Origin of the sequence: Streptococcus sp. 5905 (genome assembly GCF_013276505.1) — a bacterium.
GTDB lineage: Bacteria > Bacillota > Bacilli > Lactobacillales > Streptococcaceae > Streptococcus.
The window spans coordinates 930,920-953,723 of sequence record NZ_VMLC01000001.1; the positions used below are offsets into that span (position 1 = coordinate 930,920).

25 protein-coding genes and 1 other annotated feature are annotated in these 22,804 nt (G+C 40.1%); of the genes, 1 reads left to right on the forward strand and 24 read right to left on the reverse strand.

All coding sequences use genetic code 11. The annotated features are described in order from the left end of the window. Positions 1-12: 12 nt before the first annotated feature. The 4 genes from rpiA to HT680_RS04590 form a co-directional block, all read right to left on the reverse strand. Positions 13-696, reverse strand: a complete 684-nt coding sequence (rpiA, locus tag HT680_RS04575; RefSeq protein WP_173258555.1) for a ribose-5-phosphate isomerase RpiA — start codon at positions 694-696, stop codon at positions 13-15. Positions 697-801: 105 nt separating this feature from the next. Further along, complete coding sequence (locus HT680_RS04580) at positions 802-1,731, reverse strand: peptidase U32 family protein (protein ID WP_173258557.1); 930 nt, start codon at positions 1,729-1,731, stop codon at positions 802-804. Positions 1,732-1,858: 127 nt separating this feature from the next. Then, on the reverse strand, positions 1,859-2,539 hold the full coding sequence (locus HT680_RS04585) for an ABC transporter ATP-binding protein (protein WP_173258559.1): 681 nt from the start codon (positions 2,537-2,539) through the stop codon (positions 1,859-1,861). A gap of 13 nt (positions 2,540-2,552) precedes the next feature. Beyond that, a complete protein-coding gene (locus tag HT680_RS04590) occupies positions 2,553-3,608 on the reverse strand; it encodes an ABC transporter permease (RefSeq protein ID WP_173258561.1) in 1,056 nt (351 codons plus the stop codon). A gap of 384 nt (positions 3,609-3,992) precedes the next feature. Here HT680_RS04590 and HT680_RS04595 point away from each other — a divergent pair, with 384 nt between their 5' ends. Then, a complete protein-coding gene (locus HT680_RS04595; RefSeq protein WP_173258563.1) occupies positions 3,993-4,277 on the forward strand; it encodes a DUF3270 domain-containing protein in 285 nt (94 codons plus the stop codon). 67 nt (positions 4,278-4,344) lie between these two features. On the opposite strand, the gene HT680_RS04600 is transcribed toward HT680_RS04595, so the two are convergent. From HT680_RS04600 to HT680_RS04695, 20 genes are all read right to left on the reverse strand, one after another. Next, complete coding sequence (locus tag HT680_RS04600; RefSeq protein WP_173258566.1) at positions 4,345-5,682, reverse strand: HAMP domain-containing sensor histidine kinase; 1,338 nt, start codon at positions 5,680-5,682, stop codon at positions 4,345-4,347. Continuing rightward, positions 5,672-6,346 (reverse strand): two-component system response regulator CiaR, encoded by a 675-nt coding sequence (ciaR, locus tag HT680_RS04605; RefSeq protein WP_173258568.1) that lies wholly within the window; start codon positions 6,344-6,346, stop codon positions 5,672-5,674. Before ciaR ends, HT680_RS04600 begins: the two co-directional genes overlap by 11 nt. A 109-nt stretch (positions 6,347-6,455) precedes the next feature. After that, positions 6,456-9,002 carry a M1 family metallopeptidase gene (locus HT680_RS04610; protein ID WP_173258570.1) on the reverse strand — a complete coding sequence of 849 codons (2,547 nt, stop codon included), beginning with the start codon at positions 9,000-9,002 and terminating at the stop codon, positions 6,456-6,458. Positions 9,003-9,122: 120 nt separating this feature from the next. Further along, positions 9,123-9,563, reverse strand: coding sequence for an ASCH domain-containing protein (locus HT680_RS04615; protein ID WP_173258572.1), 441 nt, complete (start codon positions 9,561-9,563; stop codon positions 9,123-9,125). Continuing rightward, a complete protein-coding gene (locus HT680_RS04620) occupies positions 9,560-10,408 on the reverse strand; it encodes a putative PEP-binding protein (protein WP_173258574.1) in 849 nt (282 codons plus the stop codon). The genes HT680_RS04615 and HT680_RS04620 overlap by 4 nt, the downstream gene beginning before the upstream one ends. A 41-nt stretch (positions 10,409-10,449) precedes the next feature. Next, positions 10,450-11,178: a GNAT family N-acetyltransferase gene (locus HT680_RS04625; protein WP_173258577.1), complete on the reverse strand. Its 729-nt coding sequence runs from the start codon at positions 11,176-11,178 to the stop codon at positions 10,450-10,452. Between the two features lie 7 nt (positions 11,179-11,185). Further along, positions 11,186-11,665 (reverse strand): NUDIX hydrolase, encoded by a 480-nt coding sequence (locus HT680_RS04630; protein ID WP_173258579.1) that lies wholly within the window; start codon positions 11,663-11,665, stop codon positions 11,186-11,188. 10 nt (positions 11,666-11,675) lie between these two features. Next, positions 11,676-12,374 (reverse strand): 3-oxoacyl-ACP reductase, encoded by a 699-nt coding sequence (locus HT680_RS04635; protein WP_173258581.1) that lies wholly within the window; start codon positions 12,372-12,374, stop codon positions 11,676-11,678. Beyond that, the gene (locus tag HT680_RS04640; protein WP_000141913.1) at positions 12,367-12,603 is read right to left on the reverse strand and encodes a DUF2829 domain-containing protein; all 237 of its coding nucleotides are present in this window, start codon (positions 12,601-12,603) and stop codon (positions 12,367-12,369) included. The genes HT680_RS04635 and HT680_RS04640 overlap by 8 nt, the downstream gene beginning before the upstream one ends. Before the next feature lie 113 nt (positions 12,604-12,716). Then, positions 12,717-13,532, reverse strand: a complete 816-nt coding sequence (locus HT680_RS04645) for an EbhA (RefSeq protein WP_125833832.1) — start codon at positions 13,530-13,532, stop codon at positions 12,717-12,719. Between the two features lie 114 nt (positions 13,533-13,646). Then, positions 13,647-14,663 carry a DNA/RNA non-specific endonuclease gene (locus HT680_RS04650; RefSeq protein ID WP_173258585.1) on the reverse strand — a complete coding sequence of 339 codons (1,017 nt, stop codon included), beginning with the start codon at positions 14,661-14,663 and terminating at the stop codon, positions 13,647-13,649. Between the two features lie 170 nt (positions 14,664-14,833). Then, positions 14,834-16,858, reverse strand: coding sequence for a glucosaminidase domain-containing protein (locus HT680_RS04655; RefSeq protein ID WP_173258588.1), 2,025 nt, complete (start codon positions 16,856-16,858; stop codon positions 14,834-14,836). A gap of 131 nt (positions 16,859-16,989) precedes the next feature. Continuing rightward, positions 16,990-17,976, reverse strand: coding sequence for a dihydroorotate dehydrogenase (locus HT680_RS04660; protein ID WP_080563306.1), 987 nt, complete (start codon positions 17,974-17,976; stop codon positions 16,990-16,992). After that, positions 17,939-18,739 (reverse strand): dihydroorotate dehydrogenase electron transfer subunit, encoded by an 801-nt coding sequence (locus HT680_RS04665; RefSeq protein ID WP_001070096.1) that lies wholly within the window; start codon positions 18,737-18,739, stop codon positions 17,939-17,941. Before HT680_RS04665 ends, HT680_RS04660 begins: the two co-directional genes overlap by 38 nt. Before the next feature lie 246 nt (positions 18,740-18,985). Then, positions 18,986-19,366, reverse strand: a complete 381-nt coding sequence (locus HT680_RS04670) for a VOC family protein (protein ID WP_000157143.1) — start codon at positions 19,364-19,366, stop codon at positions 18,986-18,988. A gap of 58 nt (positions 19,367-19,424) precedes the next feature. Further along, the gene (rplT, locus tag HT680_RS04675) at positions 19,425-19,784 is read right to left on the reverse strand and encodes a 50S ribosomal protein L20 (RefSeq protein ID WP_000124834.1); all 360 of its coding nucleotides are present in this window, start codon (positions 19,782-19,784) and stop codon (positions 19,425-19,427) included. Positions 19,785-19,835: 51 nt separating this feature from the next. Next, positions 19,836-20,036 (reverse strand): 50S ribosomal protein L35, encoded by a 201-nt coding sequence (gene rpmI / locus HT680_RS04680; protein ID WP_001125942.1) that lies wholly within the window; start codon positions 20,034-20,036, stop codon positions 19,836-19,838. Between the two features lie 32 nt (positions 20,037-20,068). Continuing rightward, positions 20,069-20,599, reverse strand: coding sequence for a translation initiation factor IF-3 (infC, locus tag HT680_RS04685; protein ID WP_000848184.1), 531 nt, complete (start codon positions 20,597-20,599; stop codon positions 20,069-20,071). Between the two features lie 15 nt (positions 20,600-20,614). Next, positions 20,615-20,746, reverse strand: a sequence feature (ribosomal protein L20 leader region). 156 nt (positions 20,747-20,902) lie between these two features. Then, complete coding sequence (locus HT680_RS04690; RefSeq protein WP_173258591.1) at positions 20,903-22,087, reverse strand: hypothetical protein; 1,185 nt, start codon at positions 22,085-22,087, stop codon at positions 20,903-20,905. Next, entirely contained in the window at positions 22,084-22,677 is a 594-nt protein-coding gene (locus HT680_RS04695) for an ABC transporter ATP-binding protein (protein ID WP_173258593.1), read from the reverse strand. Before HT680_RS04695 ends, HT680_RS04690 begins: the two co-directional genes overlap by 4 nt. Positions 22,678-22,804: the final 127 nt, after the last annotated feature.

Consider the following 22,804-nt stretch of genomic DNA (forward strand, 5'->3'; position numbering starts at 1 on the left):
GTGTGTCTCCTTTTATTTCCCTTTTGTTGAAGTTAAAATCTGAACGCCATTTCGTCCAGCTACGATGACCTTATCCACCATTTGGTTGAATAAACCGTGCTCTACGACACCAACGACATGGTCCAATTCTTGTCCGAAGGCAATTGGATCTTCAATGACATCCAAGGCTAGGTCAATGATAAAGTTCTGCATATCGGTCACAAAACGTTGGCCGTCTTTTTCACGGAAACTTGGTTTGTAGCCAGCTCGCTCAAACCGACGAAAGACCTGTTCTGATCCATACTGAACCACTTCTACTGGCAATTTAAAAGCACCTAGTTTCTCTACTAGTTTGCTTTCATCAACCACCCAAATGTATTCTTTTGAGGGCGTTGCGACAACCTTCTCCATCAGAAGGGCACCACCACCACCTTTGATTCCGTTGAACTGGCTATCTACTTCATCCGCCCCGTCAACCGTCACATCAACAAAGTCTACTTGATCAATCGACTTGAGCGGGATGTTAAGACCTTCAGCCTGCTTACTGGTCACACTGGAAGTTGTTACAGCAGTAATCTGCAAACCTTCTTCCTTAATGCGACGACCGATTTCTTCTACGAAATAGTAGGCAGTTGATCCAGTACCGAGTCCAACAACCATACCATCCTTGACAAACTCAGCAGCCTTGATACCTGCCATCTTTTTCAGATTCTCCACTTAAACACCTCCATTAAAGAGTTACTTTTATTATAACATGTATCCGTTTTTATTTCATGAATACACTTGAAAAACCCGAACATTTTTATTTCGGGTTTTCGTGTCCTATTTAACCATATCAGGATCGTAATCATAGAATCCTGTATCGAGGAAACGGTTTTTAGGGTGTAACTTGCGCACTTCCTCATCTAACAAGAAGGCTTGGTCATGACTAAAGTTGCCCTCTTGGATCAAGCTACGCGCTTGGATAAAGAGTTTAGCAATCTCAACAAAGTTTTGACCTGGTGTGTAGAGTCCTTCTAGCTTCCAATGGGTAAAACCATGCTCCACCAATTCTGTCAATTTGGTCATCAAATCAAGGTCATTGTTGGCAAAGATATGGGTACCATGATTATCTTCAAAGATAGAATAATGGCTTTCTGGATCACTTGGTTCTGCCAAGAAGAGGTCACGCTTACGCGTCTTTTCATCATCGATATGTGTAAAGTTATAGTAGTTTTGCAAGAGCGGACGCTTAGAATGGTGAATGACACTAGCTCCGTAAACCAAGACTTCAGCAGGAATTTCCAAAATCTCAGGCATCTTGAAGAGCTCAGCAGATGGAATTTCACGCGCCAAAACCGCCTCAGATGCGCCAGCCTTTTGACCCCAGAAGTTAATCTGACGACTGCTTGTCACCATAGTTGAAGCATCGTAGATGGTCTTAAAGGAATAGCCATCACGATTTACCACGTAAAAGACACCTGCATCCCCAACAGTAATATAGTCTGTCTTGATTTCTTCCAAGAAATCTAGGAAGGGCTTGATTCGGTCCATCATATCTTGGTGCATGAGGGCATTGACTGCAACGATCAATTCCTTACCCGCATCATGAACGAGATTAGCGATGGTGCGCAACTCTTCATAACTAAAGGTCGTTGGTAGACGAAGGCCAAAATCTTTCTCACCGACATAGATACGGTCTACGCCAACTTCGAGTAACTGTTCAACTTGTTCAATACTTTCAGCAGTTGCTGTAATGATAATCTTTTCCATAAGAAAAATTATACCATATTTCTCAAAAATCAGCTATGAATACTAGGATTTTTATAAAAAGTCAAAGTCATTTTTTAAAGTTTGCAATCAAAAAGTGAACAGTAACCAGCACCGCTCACTCTCTTTTTTATGCATGTGTTTCTTCAACTAGGTGGCCATCATTCATAACATAAATTCGGTCAACCTTATCGAGAAGGCGTGTATCATGTGTAATCATGACAACTCCTCTACCTTGTTCGTGGGCAATGGCAGCCAACATTTCCGTTACTTGGTAGGCACGCTGGGTATCCAGACTGGCTGTTGGCTCATCTGCAAGAACGATGCTCGGATTATTATAAAGTGCTCTAGCAATCGCCGCACGTTGACGTTCACCACCTGATAGAGCTTTGGGATAATGATCTTGTACTTTTTCCAAATTCAACAAGTCAAGTAACTCTTTTCGATCACTCTTCCTATTTTTTCCCTTATCCAGTCTGTCAATCAAATCCAGCTGTTCCTTGACCGTTAGAAAAGGAATTAAGTTTGAAGCCTGAAGAATAAAGCCAAACTCTCTAAAACGGAGGTCTGTTTTCTCCTTCTCCGTCAAACTGCCTGTTTCCTTCCCCTTTACCAAAATCTTTCCACTCGATGCTTCCTGAAGTTGTCCTAGAGTCGTTAGAAAGGTCGTCTTTCCAGAACCTGAAGGCCCAACGATAGCTACGAACTCTCCCGCATTTAGCTGAAAATTCGTCTCATGCAGGGCTACGACTTTCATCTTTCCTTCCCCGTATGTTTTTGTCACTTGATTCATTTCAATCAATGCTGTCATACTATTCTCCTTATCATTCTGCAATCGCAGTAATCGGGTCCACCTTTAGCAAGCGTGGAAGTGAAATGACACCACCTAGAAGGGCCATCAAGGAAATTACCAAGCTTAGGACAGAGTAAGCTATCCAACTTGGGTAGAAAAAGAAGGTAGCTGGTAAAACCAAAATCACTCCTCCGATTGCCAGCAAGGCTAAAGCAATCCCCATACCAGCTAGGAGGAAGATTTGACAGAAAAGGGACCATACAATGGTTTTGATCTGTATACCCTGAGCCCGCATTATTCCATAAAGTCCTAGTTTTTGGATGGTAATGATATAAACAAAAATACCCACAATCAAGCCTGTGATAACAATCATAGCAAGAATCATCCCTGAAAATACATTAACCTGAGGTGTGTAACCAGGAATTTTTGATATCATTTTTGGAATGGAAATCTGTTTCAGACCATCCCCAACCACTTCTATATCATTTTTCAATACCAAGGCAGAGATGGAACGATTGGCTTTCAAGGTTCCTTGTAAGGTCCAATAAGTTGTCAGACTCGTAAAGACAACAGGCTCAGTGAAAAATTTATTTCCTTGAGTCAGGCCTACAATCTTGTAACTTGCCTCGCTTCCATTGAGCTGAATGGCATCGCCTAGCTTAATCCCATAGTTCTCAAAAGACTGATCCACAACAACCTCATCATCTCCTTCAGGATAACGACCTTCCGTCAAACTAGGAGAGATAAAAGAGTCCCAGTTTTGAGCAAAAATGGAAACATTGACCTTTTCACTACCATCGACTAGATTGGTTACAGCAAACATATAGCCCAATGGAGCAGCCTCTTCAGAACTCTTATCCTTGTAGTCCTTTTCAGGAATAAAAGATGCCGTCAAATTATCATTTGCGTAGTCAGATAAAACCACACCCGTCGCTTGCCAATTATCAATAGCTGCTCGGTTGTTTCGCACAAGACCAAGAGCTAGACTGGTCATAAAAAAGACCATAAAAGCGATAAGAAAAATGGTAGTTAGAATCAAACTATATCGAAGTTTGTTTCGTAATATCTCTTTGATAGCAAGATACATGCTTATCTCCTTTTACTTTCCCCAGAGGTAGCAAAAAGCCACCCAGTCCAATAGACAGAATCTCTGTCCTTCCATCCATTCAAAACAACTCCTATCAATACTCTTCAAAAGTATCCAGGTAGCAACTTAACAAATCATCTTAGGAAAAAGCCTCAGCTTGCTATCAATTTATATAAGTTATCCTTTCCTTTCTCAGTATATTTATAATAGAGAAGGTCAGGTCATCTGTTTCAAGTGTAACATCCATGCTATCACTTTCCCCAGTGGGTGTCAAGAAGAGTGACTTAGATAATGATAAGAGACTTTAGTAGTTTTGTAACCATTCTGTAACAATTCTCTGCATAAAAAATGATAAAATAGTTAGGTACTGTTAAGGAGAGAATCATGCCCGCAAGAAAACTAGAAGCTTATGAGTTTGAACAAATTCCCGAATCGAAACAAACTCCGCTTTACCAAGATTACACACCTGAAGCCCCTGTTGGCCCTAACCTAAAAGAGATTTTATTTTTTGTAAATATTGCTTGTTTTTGTATTTTTATGGCACTTTTTAGTTTTATCTTTTTGGCCTTAAAATTGAATACAGCTTTATCATTTATTGCTGCTATGGGGACAAGCTTCGCACTTTTACAACTTCAACGAAAGATTATTAAACAAAAGATTTTAAAATAAAGGTTGGTATTACTACCAACCTATTTTCTAGTTATCAAAAAAGACAGTTTTTAAAACTGCTTTTTTTTTATTTATTCTTACGTTTTGAAGGAGATTGAATAGCGACTTTAACTTCAAAAATCGTTCCTCTAGGTTTGTTATCTTTTACGCTAATCGTTCCTCGTAAGGCATCAACAATCTGCTTGGCCAAAGAAAGTCCCAAGCCAAAGCCACCTTTCTGACGGGTTCTCGCCTTGTCTACACGGTAAAAACGGTCAAAGATTTTCTTCTTGTCAGCAGCTGAGATTCCAATCCCATTATCCGCTACTGTTAGATAGAGATGGCGATCTGTAGCATAAACCACAAACTCAATTTTTCCATCTTCTTCGGTATACTTGATGGCATTATCAAACAAGATGGTCATGAGTTGTTTTAAGAGCAACTGATCGGTCATGAAGGGACGATAAATCCGATTTTCATAGTCAAAAACTCGATCATTTTCAGAAGCAATTAACTCATAGTTGGTAAAGGTGGTTTTAAAGAATTGTGGAGAAACTTCTGCTATTTCTGGCTTAAGTCCATCATCTCGACGTGCTAAATTGAGAAGGTTGGTTGTAAGGAAACGCATATTCCGAACTTCTTCGAGGCTAGAAGCAATACTTTCGCTGGATTCCATGATCGTCGCTTCTGGTTTTCGAAAGAGAGTCTCTAAACGATTTTGTAAAACAGCCAAAGGTGTTCTCAGTTCGTGGCTTGCATTTTCAACAAAGGACTTCTGCTTTTGCATACTTTCCAGCAAGGGTTTGACACTGACACGTGCCAAGTAAACACTGGCAATTAAAGACAGGAGCCAGAAACTGGCCATGACCACTACGATTAAATGCTCATGGTTTTGGCTGATTTGCTCGAGCTGACTGGTATTGATTAAAACCGCCGCATATTTGACGTTGCTTGATACGGAGGAAGAGTTAGTTTCCATCAAGATCATCCGATAGGTTTCTTCCTGACCGTAGCTATTGACAACTTGGATTTGCCGAATATGATTCAACTCTTTCTTGTCCAGTTTGATCTTGTCCAAGCCTAAAAAGCGGTTACCCAGTAAGAGTTGGTTAAAATCCTTGTCAAAGAGCAAGACTTCCGTATTGGAGCTGACATTGGGCTTGATTTCAGCCTTGCTGGCATCCGCTGTTGCTGGTTGAATATCTTTGACTTCTTCAGTTGCCCGATTAAGGGCTAATTGGATGACAGCTTGAGGGCTAGTGCTAAGGGCTTGTAGTTTTTCATCTACAGAAGTGTAGAGACTCGAGTGCATGACCTGCAGGATAATCAAGGTCATAGCAGAGAAGATCAGGGTGAAAACTCCAAAGTTTCGAATGAAATAGCTAAAATCATCTGCGTACCATGTTTTTTTTAGTTTATTGAACATCTTTTAAAATATACCCGACACTACGCAAGGTTTGAAGATTTTCAGCAAAGGCTGTTCCCTTCAATTTCTTACGAACTTTTGAGACATAGACTTCTACAACGGAAATCGTCGTATCGCTATCAAATCCCCATAGACGGTCAAAAATTTGTGTCTTGGGAAGAATAACATTTTGATTTTGAAGGAAGTAAACCAATAACTCAAACTCTTTCCCGAGCAGTTCTACAGGAGTATCTTCCACTTTCACTTCATTCGTTGAAAGGTTAACGACAATATCCCCATAGGTCAAGGTGTTTTCGTTAAACTTGCCTGAACGTTTGAGAAGGGCTTGGATCCGCATTTTGAGTTCTTCTAGGTAGAAAGGTTTGGTGAGGTAGTCATCCGCTCCAAGCTCAAAACCGTGTCCCTTATCATCCAAACTCTCTTTGGCAGTCATGATAAGGACTGGTGTTGTAATTCCTTTTTCGCGCAACTCTTTCAAAACTTGGAAGCCATTTTTTTCAGGCAACATCAGGTCAAGCAAAATCAAGTCATAAACGCCACTTTCTGCTTCGTAGAGACCTTCTTCACCATCAAAGACCTGCATGACATCCGCAAAATCATCTAAAAAGTCAAATACTGAGTTTGACAGGCCTAGGTCATCTTCTATTAATAAGATTTTTATCATCAGAAACTCCTCCTTGTTATGATTATTATACCAAAATTGCCTTAAAAAAAACTCAACTCTCTCTTCTTTTAAGATAGAAAGTTGAGTTTTTGTTTACATTTCGAACGAATTAAGCTTTGCCATATTGAGCTACAACAGCTTCTACTGCTGCTTTCTCACGCTTAATCAAGTCAACACGCGCTGCGATATCCTTGATTCCCATACGAATGTTGCGGCTAAGAGCTAGGTCAGAAAGTTGTGGTTCAAAGAATTCCTTGTATTCTGCCAAGCGTTGCTCAGTCTTAAATACATGGGCAGGTAGGATAACAAAGCTATCAAAGCTCATATCCCCACCAAGAGCTGCCTTGATCCAAGCCCAGTTTTCACGCGCCCAGACCCAAACAGTTTCTTGAGTTGTTTGATGATCTAGGAACTGGTAATACCAAGCAGACAAGTCTTGTGGCTTCACAACAAACTTATCCTTCCATGAGCCAATCAAGGTTTGGATATTGTCAGCATCTGTACTGTATGCTAGAGCAGCTGCCAACTGGCGTTTGAAGACAGCATCTGTGGCATGAGTGTAGAGGTCCAGATAAGTTGCGACCAAGTCTTTGGTCTCATGGTGTTTCATTTCATTGATGAGAACTTGAGCACGGATTGCCGCTGGAAGGCCTGCAAGGTTCTCCTTATGAGCTGCAAAGATTTGGCTAGCGACTTGACTAGCTTCTGCATCATTGGAGCGAATCATCATGGAAATAGTTAACTGACGAACCAATTCATCCTCATCTGATTCACCATCTTTGGCTTTAAAACCAAGACGATCATAGTTGTGACGAGCCAATTTAGCAACGAGTGCATTAAAGGCTTTCTCAGTTTCTGTTCCTTCATCGATAAAGCGCTCAAGGGCAGCAATCACTTGAGATACAGCTGAAACTACCAAGTAAGACTCTTCCTTAGCAAGTTTATCAAGGACTGGGAGCAAGTCAGCATAAGAAATGTGCCCTGCTTCAGCCAACAAACGACGTTCTTGAACAATTTGCAGTTTGCTTGTGTTATCAAGTGTCTCTAGCTCAGCAAGAACAGCCTCTAACAAATCTCCTTGATAGTCTGTAATGTAGTGGGCCGTATTTTCAGTGTTAAGACGAAGAGCTCCTTCATTTTCAGCAAGAAGAGCTGCGTAGCCAGGGATTTCGATACTTTCAGTTTCAAGTGTATCTGGCAAACCTTTCCAGTTGCTGTTCAGTGGCACAACCCAGAGACGGTTCTTATCTTCGTGCTCACCGATGAAGAATTGTTTTTGTGAAATCTTCAAGACATCATTTTCAACTTTGACAGTGAGAACTGGATAACCTGGTTGTTCCAACCAAGAATCCATGAAGGCTGCGACATCACGTCCTGATGCTTGACCAAGAGCATCCCAAAGGTCACGACCAATTGTATTGCTGTATTGATGTTTTTCAAAGTAGGCGTGCAAACCTTTAGCAAAATCCGCATCACCTAGCCAACGACGAAGCATGTGCATGAGGCGACTTCCTTTGGCATAGACGATAGCTCCGTCAAAGAGCGTATTGATTTCATCTGGGTGTTTAACTTCGACGTGGACAGACTGAACGCCATCAGTCGCATCACGTTTAAGTGCTCCCGGCACACCACCTGTTTGGAAGTCTTCAAAGATATTCCAACTTGGCTCGATGGCATCGACACAGACGTATTCCATCATGTTAGCGAAGCTTTCATTGAGCCAGAGGTCATCCCACCATTTCATAGTAACGAGGTTACCAAACCATTGATGGGCAAGCTCGTGGGCGATAACAAGGGCAACTTGTTGTCGACTAGCAAAGGTTGAGTTCTCATCGACAATCAAGTAAACTTCACGGTAGGTTACCAGACCCCAGTTTTCCATAGCACCAGCTGAGAAGTCAGGGAGTGCGATATGGAGAGATTGAGGAATTGGGTACTTAACTCCGTAGTAATCTTCGTAAAATTCGATTGAGCGAACGGCGATGTCTAGTGAGAAATCAAGGTTAGATAGTGGGTGAGCTTTCGTTGAGTAGACACCTACAAGAGTACCGTTTTTAGTTTTAGCGGTCACCCCTTGCAAATCACCTGCTACAAAGGCTAACAAGTAAGAAGACATGCGAGGTGTTGTTTCAAACTTCCAGATGCCTGTTTCCTTACGGTTTTCAACGTCAGTCTCTGGCATGTTTGACAAGGCCACTTCACCTTCTGCTTGGTCAAAACGAAGAGCAAGGTCAAAAGTTGCTTTGGCTTCTGGCTCGTCCACGCATGGGAAGGCTTCTCGCGCAAAGTGGCTCTCGAACTGGGTAGACAAGACTTCCTTCTTGACACCATCAACAGTGTAGTAAGAAGGATAAATCCCTGTCATGTTGTCTGTGATTTTTCCTGAAAAAGCAATGACTAATTCAACTTGACCAGCCTCAGCTAATTCGATATGCAGGGCTTCATTTTCATGATCAACTGTAAATGGACGAGCTTGAACCGCAACTTCTACAGAAGCGATTTCCAAGTCTTTTTGGTGAAGGGAAATACGGTCACTCTGTGCTTGACCAGTGATGGTCACCTTCCCAGAAAACGTCTTGGTCTCACGACTCAAGTCTAAAAATAAATCATAGTGTTCAGGAACAAATTGGGTAATAAAATGTTCAACTGCTTGCATAGTTTTCTCCTATTCTAAGTTTAAGAGTTTTACTCTTCTTCAAACAAACTTATTATATCATGTTTTGATTAAGAAAAAAGGATTGGACGGTAATTTCCAAAACTTTCTTCCTTCTGCAGTCTACAGTGGGTAGACCTTGCGAAATTCTTCCAGAACGACCTTGCTGTCAGGTGTAAAAGTCAAGCCCATTTCCTCCAGCCACTCCGTGAAGAATTCCTCATGAACCTGACGCCAATAGGCTAGGGATTTGTCACCTTCCCCTTCCTTAAAGGCATGGTCAGCAGAAACTTGATTGAAAGGCTGAACAGAAACCTTGGTAATTTCGACAATGCAGACAGCCTGATTTTGACTATCTAAAATGACATCAAAGGTTCCTTCTTGCGGTAGAGATTCGCCTTCTAATGCGTAGAGATCGTAGGCTGAGGCGGTTGCTGTCTTTTCGCCTTTTAAAACCAAATCTGCCAAAAGATCGGCATCTACTCCAAAAGCCCAGGCATCGATCTCATCGCCGATAGAGGGATTGATTTGCTTGTATGCTTTCCACATTTCTTGAGGTGTCATGGGTTACTCCTTTGTAATTTTTTACTTACTTCTTTCACACGTTTGAGGTGGTCTGGATGGTCAATTTCTAAATCAAAAATCTCTGGAATAGAACTATAGTGGATAATGCACTTGATCCCCATCTGATTCATTTTTTGTATGAAAGAAGCATTCAGATAGCCTGCTACAGCAAAGTCAATCTTTTTTATCCTTGCTTTGTCCTGCATCTGTCTTAGCATATCTAACATAATTGGACTTTCCATATTATGCCATTGACTATTTCTCACAGTCGCAAAAACAAAAGAAGTCAAATCATTCATTCCAACTACAATCTTTGAAATACCCGTTTTCATTATTCTATCCAAGTCAAAATATGCTGACGGTAATTCAATCATTGTGCCAATTTTTCCAGTGAAACCATGCTGACGTAATACTGTAATAGCTTGCTTTAACTGCTCAGCATCATTCACAAAAGGAAAAATAACAGACAGATTGGGATTGGTTTGATAAACTTCTGTAACGACATGTGCCTCAGCCTGAAATTCATCCGGACACACCAGTAAACGCCTGGTTCCTCTATAGCCAAACAAGGGATGTCCTTCGTCAAAAAACTCTTTAGTCCCCACTAAACAATTGGCTTCTGTATTCGTTAATTCAGAAAAACGATACCAAACTTCTTCATCTGAGTACAAGGAGCAAATGGTGTCTAGATAATCTTTTACAAATTGCTGACAACTTGGTAACAGTATGTTTTGATTGAGCTCTCTTAGCAAATATTCCCCACGAATCATTCCAATGTGGTGAAATAGTTGAGGATAAACTTTTTCAATAATTTTTTCTCCACTAAGAGCCAGTTGGTTTTGCATGTCCATTCACCTCGTCTTAAGAGATACAATATCAGATATCATTATATGCCGCTTTCATCTAGTTCAAAAGCTTCATAAGGTTCCACTAACTCATATCCTAAAAATTCTGCTACTTTTTTGGAAGCCTCGTTATGAGCATCCCAAAGAGGAAACATATCTCTATTTAAACTCTCTAGAATCATTGCAGCACCAAGCTTTTTAGCAAATCCTTTTCCTTGTTCGTTTGGTCTAGTTGCAACTTCCACTTCAACTGCTCCACGATAAACTAACCCTGAGGAAATCCCAGCAATCAGTTCATTATTTTTAAGAACCACAAAGCCAAATCCACCTTTTAAAGCAAAATCCTGATAAGACTCAAAATCTCCCTTTAAATCTTGTGACCATTCTTCCTCAGAAAAGCAGTTATAAATATGATTATCAATAGGCACAATACTGTAACCTTCCTCTAAATGACTAACTAGATCATTTAGAAATTCAACTTGAAAATTTGCCTTATCTTTAAAAGAATAGCGAGTAAAAGAAATTAGCCCCACTTTCCGATGCAGAAAATCTTGCCATTTGGTATTTTCTGAAATAATAATCTTATAATCTAAACCATATTTTCTAACAAAATCTTCCCAAAATCTGGAATTCAACTCCCCTTCTAGGTATAGAAAATTCCCAACATCATAAAAGCTTGTTGTCCTATCACTGTTTCGGTAGACAGTTCCGATTTGAGATTTAAGACCATAGAGAACCATATTTTTCTTCCATGTTTTAAATAGTTCCATTATCCCCTTACTTCACTTTCCAATTTCTATAGCTTGTCATATCTAATTCTGGAAATCCTAATAATTCAGACTTAACCTTCAAAACTAATGGCGATGCATTTTCTGTAGTAATTTCTTCCAAATTCACCCAAAGTGCATTTGCTGAATCATTACTTCCATCAAGAACCTCCTGAGAAATTGAATTTTGAGAGTGTTCAAAATCGAGTACGATATCATAAAAGGCCATGATATGGTGTACTGCAAAGTCTTGCCCATCTTCTTGAACCAGCACATCATAAATCCTAGGATTAGCGTAATCCTTAAGCTTATATCCTGTCTCTTCCAAAACTTCTCTAATCAGAGTTTTCGTCAGTCCTTCACCAAGTTGTTGACTACCACCGGGTAGATCATAACGATGTTGATAAGGGCCTCTCGTTTTTTCAATGCAGAGTAACTTCCCGTTTTCAAAGCAAACACCATAAACTCCAAAGTGTTTTTTGATTTCCATCCAACTCCTCCTACTTCAAAGACCAGCCACCATCTATTATTAAAATTTGCCCTTGCATGGCGCTAGCTTTTCCACTTGCTAAGAAAAGGCTAAGTTCTGCTATTTCCTCTGGCTCAATCCAGCGCTTGATTGGCGTTTCACTAGCCACCCAGTCAGCCAACCCACCTGGCTCAAAGTCGGCAGCTGTCATAGCTGTCTTAACAGCTCCTGGAGCGATACCAAAGACCTGAATCCCAGCTTCAGCATAGTCTAGAGCCAACTGCTTGGTGAAGCCAGCTAAGGCATGCTTAGAGGAAGTATAAGCGTGTCCACCTCCGCCAGCCAGACTCGAAGCAATCGAACACATATTGATGATAATCCCTTTTTTATTTTCTTGCATTTGTGTCAAATAATGTCGAGTTAGCTCAACAGGAGTTATGTAGTTGATTTCAAAAATCTCTTGAATTTCCTGAGCTGTTTGCTCCAAAAGTGGTTTGTAATCATCTAATACTCCTGCAGTATTACACAAAATATCAACATGAGGACACCAGTCAAAAATAGGCTCCAAGTCCAAGGTCAAATCTCTCTGTAAAAAGTAGAAATCACCCTGTAAGAGTGGATTTTCACCTTGGTCAACTCCATAAACTTGATAACCCTTCTCTAAAAAGAGTCGAGCTTGAGCAAGTCCGATACCTGAACTCACTCCCGTAATCAATACACGTCTAGTCATGCACTTCTACCCAATCCGTTGCCAAAACATCACAAGGTGTCGGGCTCCACATGGAAAAACCTTCCCCTTCTCCAGACACGTTGATTAGGAAATAAGGCGTCACTTCAAGTGCAACTCCATTCTGCTCGATGGTGTCAAAAAGTTGCACATAGTTTTCAGCCCCTCCCCAACCAGTTCGTACATATTTTTTCTTAGCCTTTAACCCAGGCAGGATTTCTTCAAATGTCATGATGCTCTCCTTCAATTCTACATTCTTCATTTAATTATAACAAAAAACCGTTTTTCAACGGCTTTTTGACTGTGTCTTAGTTCAATAAAACAAATAGCTATCCAATTTTTTTATTATTTCAGTTCAATCAATTTATTGTAGATTTTCTCAGTCAGTTCTTTCTGTTGAGTTCCTGTTAAATGGTGCGAAGTGCGAATTAATATGGTTCCATAAACATAGTGTGATCCCGGATTCAAAGCAGTTCCATCAAAAGCACTAATATAAGTATTGCGTTTCTCTGCATCTTCTTTTGTCTTATAAACTTCTATATTTCCACCAGCATCATTACCTTTTTGAACAATATCTGAGCCTTCTACAGATTCATTCACTTGCTTGTCAACAAAATATACAGACGCTGTATACCCTCCTTGTTTATTTAATTTTTTATTAGGGTCATTATCCTCCGTAACAGATTGTACTCCAGTAATTGATTCAATTTCTTTAAGTCTTTCTTCGATAAAAGAACTTGAAGGATTTGTAATTTGTTTTAATTGAAGAATGCTATTTTGATAGTGAGTCAATTTTTCAGATAAATTCTTTTTTATTTCACTATAATCTAATGGTTGACTTAATTCTTCAATTTGCTTTTCAATTTGCTCAGTTTGTTTTTCAATATCTGGTATTTTACGAAGTGAATCTTTGCTATCCTTTATAGTTGATTTCAATTTTTCCAATGTCTTAGAATCAAGAGGTTCTTCATCATTATCAATAACTTTTTCAGCCTCAGCTATCTGATCTTCAACTTCTTTATTTTTTTCATTTAAATCCTTTACTACATCTTCAAACTTAGTTACAGCAGCTTGATGTGGTGCATAGGATAAGAAATAGTATCCCAGACCAGAAATTCCTATGATGAGACACATTGACAATATCATTATTTTTTTCTTCATTTTAATCTCCAAAAAGTATTTAATATCTTCACAATTTTACTATAATACACCAAAACAAGCAACAAAAAACCGTTTTCCAACGGCTTTTTGACTGTATATCTACTAAATTTCTTCCTACCACTGCAATCCGGCTTCTCTAATTTCTTTCTTGGAAGCAAATTTACCATTTGGTCTGTGCCATCTTCCGTTTTTATCTCTAAAGTAGCCACCTGAATTTGTAGATGGCGAGTTTGATTCCTGGCTTTCTTCCTTTTCTTGTGCGGCTTGGCGAGCTTTTTCCTGTTCTTCTTTTGCTTTCTTTTCAGCGGCTTCTTTTTCTTCAGCCTCTTTCTTGGCTTTTTCCTCAGCTTCCTTCTTAGCTTTTTCTTCTTTGTTTTCGACTGTATTTTTAGCCGTACCATCTAAGTAATTGATTTCCGCATTAGCTGAAACATTGTCTAAAACGACATGCGTCACCGAATACTGATCAACCTTTTCCTTACTACCACCCAACTTGATTTCCAAGAGTTTACCATTTTCATCTATTCCCACATACTGCAATTCAATCTGTCTCGGAATCAGTTCATCTTTTTGATAGATTGGGGTCACCTTATAATCAAGATAGTAGTTTGGGTGATTGGCCAACCAAGAGTCCAATCGATTTTCATAATAAAGCATACTTTCTTGATTTGTATTATCTGTACCATAATATGTACCAGCATTGAGCCAGTTAGTCATCGGAACCAAGTTTTTCTTTTCATCGTTCAATCCGCTAAACTGGTAACCAATTAAGTGGCCTCGATTCATCAACCAAGCCTTTTTAGAGCCATCTCCATAATAAAAATTATAGTTGTGCCAACCAACCGGGTTATAACTTATCTTAGGCTCTCTCTTCTCAGTTGGCTCATCGCTGTCCTTAAGTTGAATATGAGCACCCGTTGCGCGTGATTTAGAATCCAATTCCCCAAGTTCTAGTTGCTTCTCATTTTTAAAAGGCAAGAGTCCGGCTTCTTTAAACAACTTCTCATCAAACTTGATTTGCTTCTGTTCAATTTTTTCTTCTGGGACCTTTGATTCCGCCTTATGTCCAGAACAAGCAACTAGTGTTGTGATCGAAAGCAAGGCGATTGAGAAGGATAGTAGCTTTTTCATAAAAGTCTCCTTTGTTTTCATATAGTAATTAGATTAACATCTTCTCTTACATTTTACTATCATTTTGTTAATTGTTCAAGAATAAAGAGACTGTTATTATACTATTATTCCTCCAATGTCCAAAACAAAACGATAACCACTTTTCAGTAGTTACCGTTGAGTTCTTTTGATTAGTCTTTCCCACCAAGTTTGCTATTGATAGTCATCATGATACTGGCAATTTTCTCTCCCCAGTATGGGTCAGAAGCATAGCGTACATTCATACCAGAAGCTTTGTTCCCAAGGTGGTCTCTTCCACGGTCAATATAGTTCTCGCGAATCCACTTGGCCGCACCGAGAATCCCCTTGTCCACATCATCAAATTTCTTGGCTGAGGTATACGGGCTCGAATCATAAGCCGCAATTCCAAAGAAGTTATTCTTATCCTTGGCAATCTGGCTCCGCCCCCAAGCACTCTCAAGTGCACTATGAGCCATTAAGTAAAGAGCATTTACACCATATCGTTCCTCAGCTTCCTTAAAAACAGCTCCCTTACCAGCGAGGCGACTATCCCGAATATTCATCAAAGAATAAATTTTATCCAATTCAGCTGCGCTGTAATTACTTGGTTTAGTTAAATTTCTAAAGAGGAAGGGATTTTCAATGGTGAAACCATCAAAATGAATTCCATCAGTTGAATAATATTTCTTACCAATAGTCATAGCTGAGCTATGTGGCGCAACACGGAGACTTACATAAGGTGATAACTCATGGTAAAAATACTTGCCATCACTTGTATAATGAGGGACAAATTCACTATCTTTATCAATAGCTACTAAATCACTTTTATTCATGAAGCCGGATAAACCAGAAATATTGACTGGTATTTGACTATCTTTTTTAGATTGGGCATCTCCAAGCGAGACGATGGTTCCCTGTGATACATAACTCAATCTTTCACCAGAAGCACTATAAACATAAGCAGTAATTGGTTTCACTTTGTAATATTTTGCCTCTGAGATCCACTTCCCATTATTCTGGAAGGAATACTCTTTACCTTTGATCGTAAAAGTACCCGTTACATATCGACCATCATCTTTTAGATAGTACCAAGCATCGTAATCTTTGTCAAAAATCCATTCATTTTTGGCCATATAGCCACCAGATTTAAGGTAGTATGAGCCAATCCATTCACGGGAAGCGTAGGCCCCACCTGACTTCAAGTAGAACCAGCTATTGTAGGATTTATCAAAAATCCACTCTTTTTCCGCCATAGCGCCACTATCTTTCAGATAGTAGTCACTTTTCCACTGGCTACTTGCCATCACACCATCGCTATTAAAATAGTACCATGTTCCTTTGATTTTTTCCCATTTATTGCGAGAAATCTTGCCCAAAGCTGTTGCATAGTACCACTTGTCAGATATTTTCACCCAATCGTTTTCTGCCATGGCACCACTACCTTGGAAGAGATAGTCATTATAGATGGTGCGACTAAGCATGACACCTTCTTTATCAAAGTAATACCAGACGCCTTCAATCTTTTCCCATTTGTTGCGAGAAATCTTGCCTGAAGCTGTGGCATAGTACCACTTGTCAGATATTTTTACCCAATCATTTTCTGTCATGGCGCCACTGCCTTGAAAGAGGTAGTCATTGTAGATAGTACGGCTAAGCATGACACCATCTTTATCAAAGTAATACCAACTGCCTTCAATCTTTTCCCACTTATTGCGAGAAATCTTGCCTGAAGCTGTGGCATAGTACCACTTGTCAGATATTTTCACCCAATCGTTTTCCGCCATAGCACCATTACCTTTGACAAGGTAATCATCAACTATGCTATTACTGAGCATAATGCCATTTTTATCAAAGTAATACCAAGTGCCACTAATTTTTTTCCAGTTTACGACAGGCTGGTTATTTTCATAAAAACGCCAGTTTCCTTGCTCTTTTTTCCAACCTTCCTTGATAACTTCCTCTTTTTTTTCCTTTTTGGATGAGTCATCTTTAGAAGAATTTTCCTCTTTTACAACTGGTTCTTTCTTGGGCTCCACTTGAGGAATTTCTTTTTTGGGAGTAACTTCTTCTTTTTTCTCGACTACATCTGTGGTCTGAGTTTTTTTCGTAACCTGAGATTCTTCAGCATATACAGATGTCTTTGCAAATCCTGCCATAGAAAGAACGACAGTACTTGCAAGTAGTATCTTCTTCATTTTATTCTCCTCAGTAGAAAACTATCTACACTATTACTATTTTATAAAACCTATTGTAACATAGTTGACTAACGAAAATATTACAAATTGATGAAGATTCTATGTCTTGTTGACGATAAGGAAGACCTAGTTTATCTCAGACTGGCTTTAACTTCTCGACGGAGATTTTCCAAACTGCTAATGCCATATTTGTCCATGACTTTTGGCAGATTTTCGATGATATCAGGACAAGCATAAGGATTGGTAAAGTTAGCTGTTCCAACTCCGATAGCAGAGGCACCAGCCAGATACATTTCTAGCGCAGCTTTAGCCGAATCTACTCCTCCCATTCCAATAATGGGCAGGTCTGTTGTTTGGGCGACTTGGCGGATGAGTTTGAGGGCTACTGGAAAGACTGCTGGGCCTGACATCCCACCCGTTCCATTGGCCAAGATTGGCTTTCTGGTTTTGAGGTCAAAGCGCATACCGACTAGAGTATTGATCATGGTTAACCCACTTGCTCCTGCATCTTCTGCGGCTTTGGCGATGGTGACGATATCCGTTACACTAGGGGTTAACTTGACATAAACTGGCACATGGGAAGCTTCCACAGCCGCTTTTACCACTTCATAAGCTAGATCAGGGTCTTGCCCAATCAAAAGTCCATGATTGCCGTGATCCACATTGGGACAGGATATATTGAGCTCGATAGCTTTTACATTTGCTGCCTTCGAAATTCCTCGAGAAACGGCAGCGTACTCTTGTTTTGAAAAGCCTACAACATTGGCGATGATGGGAAGCGTAGGATATTCTCTTTCCAGCCAAGGCAACTTTTCAGATAAAACAGCTTCTAAACCCGGATTTTGCAAGCCGATTGCATTGAGCATACCAGCAGGTGTCTCTGCTACCCTAGGAGTTGGATTACCAAAACGGGGTTCAAGTGTCGTCGCCTTGATCATAATGGAGCCTAAAAGGTCTAAATCATAGTACTTGGCATACTCCTGACCAAAACCAAAACAGCCTGATGCTGGTATGATGGGATTTTTCAAGTCCAAGCCCGGTAGAGAAACTTGTAAACGATTTGTAGTCATGACTTTCTCCTTATAATACAACTGTTCCTGTACGGAAAACAGGGCCATCTTCACAGACGCGTTGGCTGACCGTCTCACTATCTGGCACTTTTAAGACACAGGCATAGCAGGCCCCCATTCCACAAGCCATACGAGATTCCAAAGATAGATAGGCTCTTGGGTGATCATGAAATCTTTGATTGATATACTTCATCATTCCTGGAGCTCCACATGAGTAGACGGCGTCAAACTGATTTTCTAAGTCATTGATGATGACTGACACATTTCCCTTAATGCCATAAGAACCATCATCGGTCGTTACAAAGACCTGACCATATTGGGCCAATTCCGTTTCGAGAATAACAGCATCCTTGTTAGCAAAACCGAGAACTGTTACTACTTTCACACCACGCGCATGCAATTCCTTGGCTACCTCGAGCAAGGGTGGAACACCAATCCCACCACCAACGAGGAGAACTCGGTTCTGGTCGTCCAAGTCAGACAAGTCAAAACCATTTCCCTGAGGCCCCATCACATCAAGAGTATCACCCTGACTTAATGTTGAAAAAATAGCAGTCCCAGACCCCTCTATCCGATAAATAAGATGACACTGCTTGTTTGCCTTGTCAATAGATGAAATTGAAATAGGACGGCGCAAGAGATGGGCATCATCAGGCACGCGCAGATGGAGAAATTGACCTGCTCGCATGGCTTCAACCATCTCCCCTTCTAGGACTAATTCAAAGATTGCCGGCGCGATTTCCTCCTGAGCAACCACCTTCATGGTTTCCAAACGAATGGTACCCAAACGCTTCTTACATGTGGGATTCATGACTTTTCCTCCTTAAATTTAAGGGGAGCAGATAAAGAAAAGGCCTTGCTAATGCAAGGCCTCAGTTGGGTTAGGCTAGAACTCATGCACACACTTAAAAAGTCTCCACAGAGAGTCCCCTATCCCTTTTATCTGACACCTTGTGAGTCTCTCTGGACTCCCCTTAAAGGTTAAATTTGTATTAGTATACTCTTTAGATGAAAAAAAGTCAAGTAGAAAACGAACATTCTACTTGACTTTACTGGATTATTTTTCACGAATGACTTCGACCTTGTAGCCGTCAGGATCCTTGACAAAGTAATAGTTTGGTGGGGTTCCTGGTAGGCCTTTGGGCTCTGTAACCTCATAGCCTTTGGCACTATGTTCTTGATGAAGAGCCTCAAGGTCAGGTGTGCTGAGGGCGATATGGGCAAAGCCATCTCCTACCACGTAAGGGCCGTGGTCATAGTTATAGGTCAATTCCAACTCGTAGTCATCACCCTCAAGTCCTAGATAGACAATGGTGAAGGCATAATCTGGAAAATCCTTGCGACGCAATTCTTTAAAACCAAAAGCATCTTGATAGAAGGCGATTGATTTTTCAAGGTTTTCTACTCGCAAGCAGGTGTGTAGCATTTTTGAAGCCATAGCTTTCTCCTTTATTTCTAAAAAGACTGGGACAATTCTGTTCCAGTCTTATCAATTATTATTTACCAAGTTTTGCTTTAGCTGCATCTGCAAGAGCTGTGAAAGCTGCTGCATCGTTAACAGCCAAGTCAGCAAGCATTTTACGGTTAACTTCGATTTCAGCCAATTTCAAACCATGCATCAATTGTGAGTAAGAAAGTCCGTTCATACGAGCTGCCGCATTGATACGAGTGATCCACAATTTACGGAAGTCACGTTTTTTCTGACGACGGTCACGGTATGCATAGTAGTAAGAGTTCATTACTTGTTCTTTTGCAGTACGGAACAAGATGTGTTTAGCTCCATAGTAACCTTTTGCTAATTTAAGAATACGTTTACGACGTTTGCGTGATACAACGCCACCTTTAACACGTGCCATGTTTTATTTCCTCCAAATATTTCCTAGAATTGTTTACTTACTGTTAGGCTATTATTTCAAGCGAGTAAGCATTGCTTTGATACGTTTGAAATCTCCTGAATGCACCATAGATGCTTTACGAAGATGACGACGTTGTTTCTTAGTTTTTCCGTGGAAACGGTGAGAAGTGTAAGCACGGAAACGTTTAAGTCCACCAGAACCTGTACGTTTGAAACGTTTAGCTGATGCGCGGTGTGTTTTTTGTTTTGGCATGATTTTTTCTCCTTTATTTAACTTTCTGACAACTATTTTTTGTCAGTTGCTGGCGCCAACTGCATGAACATTTGGCGTCCATCCATCTTAGCTCGTTGTTCGATGATGGCAATATCTTGTGTTGCTTCAGCAAACTCGGCTAAAACTTTTGCACCAATCTCTTTATGGGTGATCATACGCCCTTTAAAGCGAATAGATACCTTAACTTTATTTCCTTTTTCAAGGAATTTACGTGCATTGCGAAGTTTTGTGTCAAAGTCTCCCTTGTCAATAGTTGGACTCAGACGAACTTCTTTCACAGTAACAACACTTTGTTTTTTACGTTGTTCTTTTTGCTTTTTCTGGTACTCAAATTTGAACTTACCGTAGTCCATAATTTTAGCAACAGGCGGTTTTGCTTGGGGTTGAATCAATACTAAGTCAACATTTGCACTATCAGCCAATGCTTGCGCTTCGCTGAGTGGCTTGATGCCTAGCTGTTCTCCCTCAAGACCGATCAAGCGAACTTCACGTACACGAATTTCATCATTGATGAATAAGTCTTGCTTTGCTATGGTTTTCACCTCTTTTTTATTATTAGAGAAAAACAAGAGCGGGCTCGTAATGATACAAGCCCGCACGTTATGATAGCGTTTCTTAGAAACTTTTCATCCGTAGGGCCAGGCAACTTGATGTCACAAGGCGAGAAGCTCTCACTTCTGCTTTTCTCAACTTTTATATGATACCAAGTTTTCTAGCCCTTGTCAAGATAAAAAGTCATTTTTTCAAAAAATTTCTGTTTTCTTCTTGATGTCCGCATCAAAAAGAGAGAACCTAGTTGGTTCCCTCCCTGTGTTAGTTTTTTCCTCACCTTCCATATAGGAACGCTAAGACCTATTAAAAACTTCTTTTTTACGTGAACTTCCCCATCTTTCGATAAATAGAATCCCCACTAACAAAAGAATAATCAGGCAAGAAAGTAAGACAATACCCATGCTACAATTTAAATCTACATTATTAATCTGCTTAGGTAATCTTCCAGATAAAATCTCCACTGAACGCAAGTAAGTAAAGGGAATCAGATGTGCAATACTCTGAAGAGGCTGGATCGTTTGGATACCAAACAATAAGCCAACAATCCCGATGAGGGAAAGAAAGAGGACAGGCATTTTTTGCTTGAAAAAGTAAGCAATCAAGTAGACGACTTCCACAATGACAATAAAAGCCAAGAAAGTTAAGAGCAAACTAGGAAATAACACATCTTGTATTTTTCCAATGGTTACCTCTTGATTCGTTAAGCTATATATCGGGTAGGGATAATCTAACTGTCCAAAACCACTTATCAGACTTCCCACTAGAAAAGAAAAGCTACAGATTCCGATAAACAGCACAGTTACATAACCCACTCCAACTCCAAGAGAGGATATTGCAAATGTCACTTTTGAAAAAGGATATAACTGAGCTGTATCCAGATGATTTTGATATCTTTCTGCAAATAGTTGTGTTAGCATAAAAATAATACCAATCACAAACAAGGTTGGGATGATAGCCTCTAAAATCCAGACAATCTGATCAATCCCGTGGGTTGGAAACTCCAAAGTATGTGCTTTTATGTTTAAGGGATACAGGGCTTGGTAAATCTTTCGTTGGAGGTCAACCGCCATTTTAAAGTCAGAGCCAGAAGTCGATTCCTTCGATACAATTTCATAACTCTTTTCCTCATCTTGCCACTGCAAATAGTAGGCTTCTTTCCAGCGTCCTTCTTTTAACAAAGCCAGAATTTCTTTCTTTTGAGTCAAAAGATTTTTTTGTATGTCTAAATTTCTTTTAACACTCTGGTATTCCTCCGAGCTGGTGTCAGACATTTGGGAAAGCTTCACTTCATTTTCATTGATGATTCTCTCATCTTTTACAAGACGGGTTTCCAACTCGCTCTCCAAGCTGTGTGAGTTTGCAGTCTGACTATTTAAATAAAAGGTAACACCGAGTACAGATGCAAATAAAGCTAAGATAATCCAGTTTAAACGACTTTTGAAAACTTTCTTTAACAAAAATAGACTAATATCTTTCATAACGGAACCTCTTCTATCTGCCCCTGACGAATGGTTACCATGCTATCGCAAATCTCCACTAACTCCTCTTTGTAGTGGGAACTTAAAAGAACCAGCTGTTCTTTTCTATTGATTTGTGCCAATCTATCAAAAAACTTCTGTCGATAATACTCGTCTAAACCATTTGTTACCTCATCCATAAGCCAGCATTTCGCCTGACTGAGGAAATACATGGCAATCACCAAGCGTTGCTTCATCCCTAAGGAATACTTACGAATAGGAAGGCTGATATAGTCAGACATTTCCCAATAGGCGATTTCATCACTCAAGTTCAGGCCTGACTTCCAGATGTTCTTTATGAGACGAAGGTAGTCCATCCCACTTAAGTTTCCATCCAGCCATTCAACACTCTCATAATAAAACAAAGAAGGAGAGGCTGCGATATGTCCACTACTAAGGGGAAGCAGCTTGCTCATAGCTCGGAACAGTGTCGTCTTTCCCGAGCCATTGATAGCAAGAAGGCCATAAATCCTACCTTTTTTAAAGGTGAAATCCGCATCTTGCAAGATAACTTGTCGCGTTTTTAAGGTAACATGAGTAAGATTTAACATATCCAGCCCTCCTTTTTCTCACTCTTTAACGATTGATAGTTTCCTGTCTAGTAGTTAATGACCTCATAGCGAACAGAATGCCAATCGGACCAACTTTTTAGTCATTATAGAGTAATAAGCAGACCAT

Excerpts from the sequence above, each read along its gene's own strand:
- HT680_RS04625 (WP_173258577.1), bottom strand. The coding sequence starts at position 11,178 with ATGGAACTATTTAAAACATGGAAGAAAAATATGGTTCTCTATGGTCTT.
- HT680_RS04635 (WP_173258581.1), bottom strand. The coding sequence starts at position 12,374 with ATGACTAGACGTGTATTGATTACGGGAGTGAGTTCAGGTATCGGACTT.
- HT680_RS04610 (WP_173258570.1), bottom strand. The coding sequence starts at position 9,002 with ATGCAAGCAGTTGAACATTTTATTACCCAATTTGTTCCTGAACACTAT.
- HT680_RS04600 (WP_173258566.1), bottom strand. The coding sequence starts at position 5,682 with ATGTTCAATAAACTAAAAAAAACATGGTACGCAGATGATTTTAGCTAT.
- HT680_RS04590 (WP_173258561.1), bottom strand. The coding sequence starts at position 3,608 with ATGTATCTTGCTATCAAAGAGATATTACGAAACAAACTTCGATATAGT.
- HT680_RS04665 (WP_001070096.1), bottom strand. The coding sequence starts at position 18,739 with ATGAATCCCACATGTAAGAAGCGTTTGGGTACCATTCGTTTGGAAACC.
- HT680_RS04630 (WP_173258579.1), bottom strand. The coding sequence starts at position 11,665 with ATGGAAATCAAAAAACACTTTGGAGTTTATGGTGTTTGCTTTGAAAAC.
- HT680_RS04670 (WP_000157143.1), bottom strand. The coding sequence starts at position 19,366 with ATGGCTTCAAAAATGCTACACACCTGCTTGCGAGTAGAAAACCTTGAA.
- HT680_RS04655 (WP_173258588.1), bottom strand. The coding sequence starts at position 16,858 with ATGAAGAAGATACTACTTGCAAGTACTGTCGTTCTTTCTATGGCAGGA.
- HT680_RS04620 (WP_173258574.1), bottom strand. The coding sequence starts at position 10,408 with ATGCAAAACCAACTGGCTCTTAGTGGAGAAAAAATTATTGAAAAAGTT.
- HT680_RS04695 (WP_173258593.1), bottom strand. The coding sequence starts at position 22,677 with ATGTTAAATCTTACTCATGTTACCTTAAAAACGCGACAAGTTATCTTG.
- rplT (WP_000124834.1), bottom strand. The coding sequence starts at position 19,784 with ATGGCACGTGTTAAAGGTGGCGTTGTATCACGCAAACGTCGTAAACGT.
- HT680_RS04595 (WP_173258563.1), top strand. The coding sequence starts at position 3,993 with ATGCCCGCAAGAAAACTAGAAGCTTATGAGTTTGAACAAATTCCCGAA.
- HT680_RS04650 (WP_173258585.1), bottom strand. The coding sequence starts at position 14,663 with ATGAAAAAGCTACTATCCTTCTCAATCGCCTTGCTTTCGATCACAACA.
- HT680_RS04660 (WP_080563306.1), bottom strand. The coding sequence starts at position 17,976 with ATGGCCCTGTTTTCCGTACAGGAACAGTTGTATTATAAGGAGAAAGTC.
- ciaR (WP_173258568.1), bottom strand. The coding sequence starts at position 6,346 with ATGATAAAAATCTTATTAATAGAAGATGACCTAGGCCTGTCAAACTCA.
- HT680_RS04615 (WP_173258572.1), bottom strand. The coding sequence starts at position 9,563 with ATGACACCTCAAGAAATGTGGAAAGCATACAAGCAAATCAATCCCTCT.
- HT680_RS04580 (WP_173258557.1), bottom strand. The coding sequence starts at position 1,731 with ATGGAAAAGATTATCATTACAGCAACTGCTGAAAGTATTGAACAAGTT.
- HT680_RS04640 (WP_000141913.1), bottom strand. The coding sequence starts at position 12,603 with ATGACATTTGAAGAAATCCTGCCTGGGTTAAAGGCTAAGAAAAAATAT.
- rpmI (WP_001125942.1), bottom strand. The coding sequence starts at position 20,036 with ATGCCAAAACAAAAAACACACCGCGCATCAGCTAAACGTTTCAAACGT.
- HT680_RS04585 (WP_173258559.1), bottom strand. The coding sequence starts at position 2,539 with ATGACAGCATTGATTGAAATGAATCAAGTGACAAAAACATACGGGGAA.
- HT680_RS04690 (WP_173258591.1), bottom strand. The coding sequence starts at position 22,087 with ATGAAAGATATTAGTCTATTTTTGTTAAAGAAAGTTTTCAAAAGTCGT.
- HT680_RS04645 (WP_125833832.1), bottom strand. The coding sequence starts at position 13,532 with ATGAAGAAAAAAATAATGATATTGTCAATGTGTCTCATCATAGGAATT.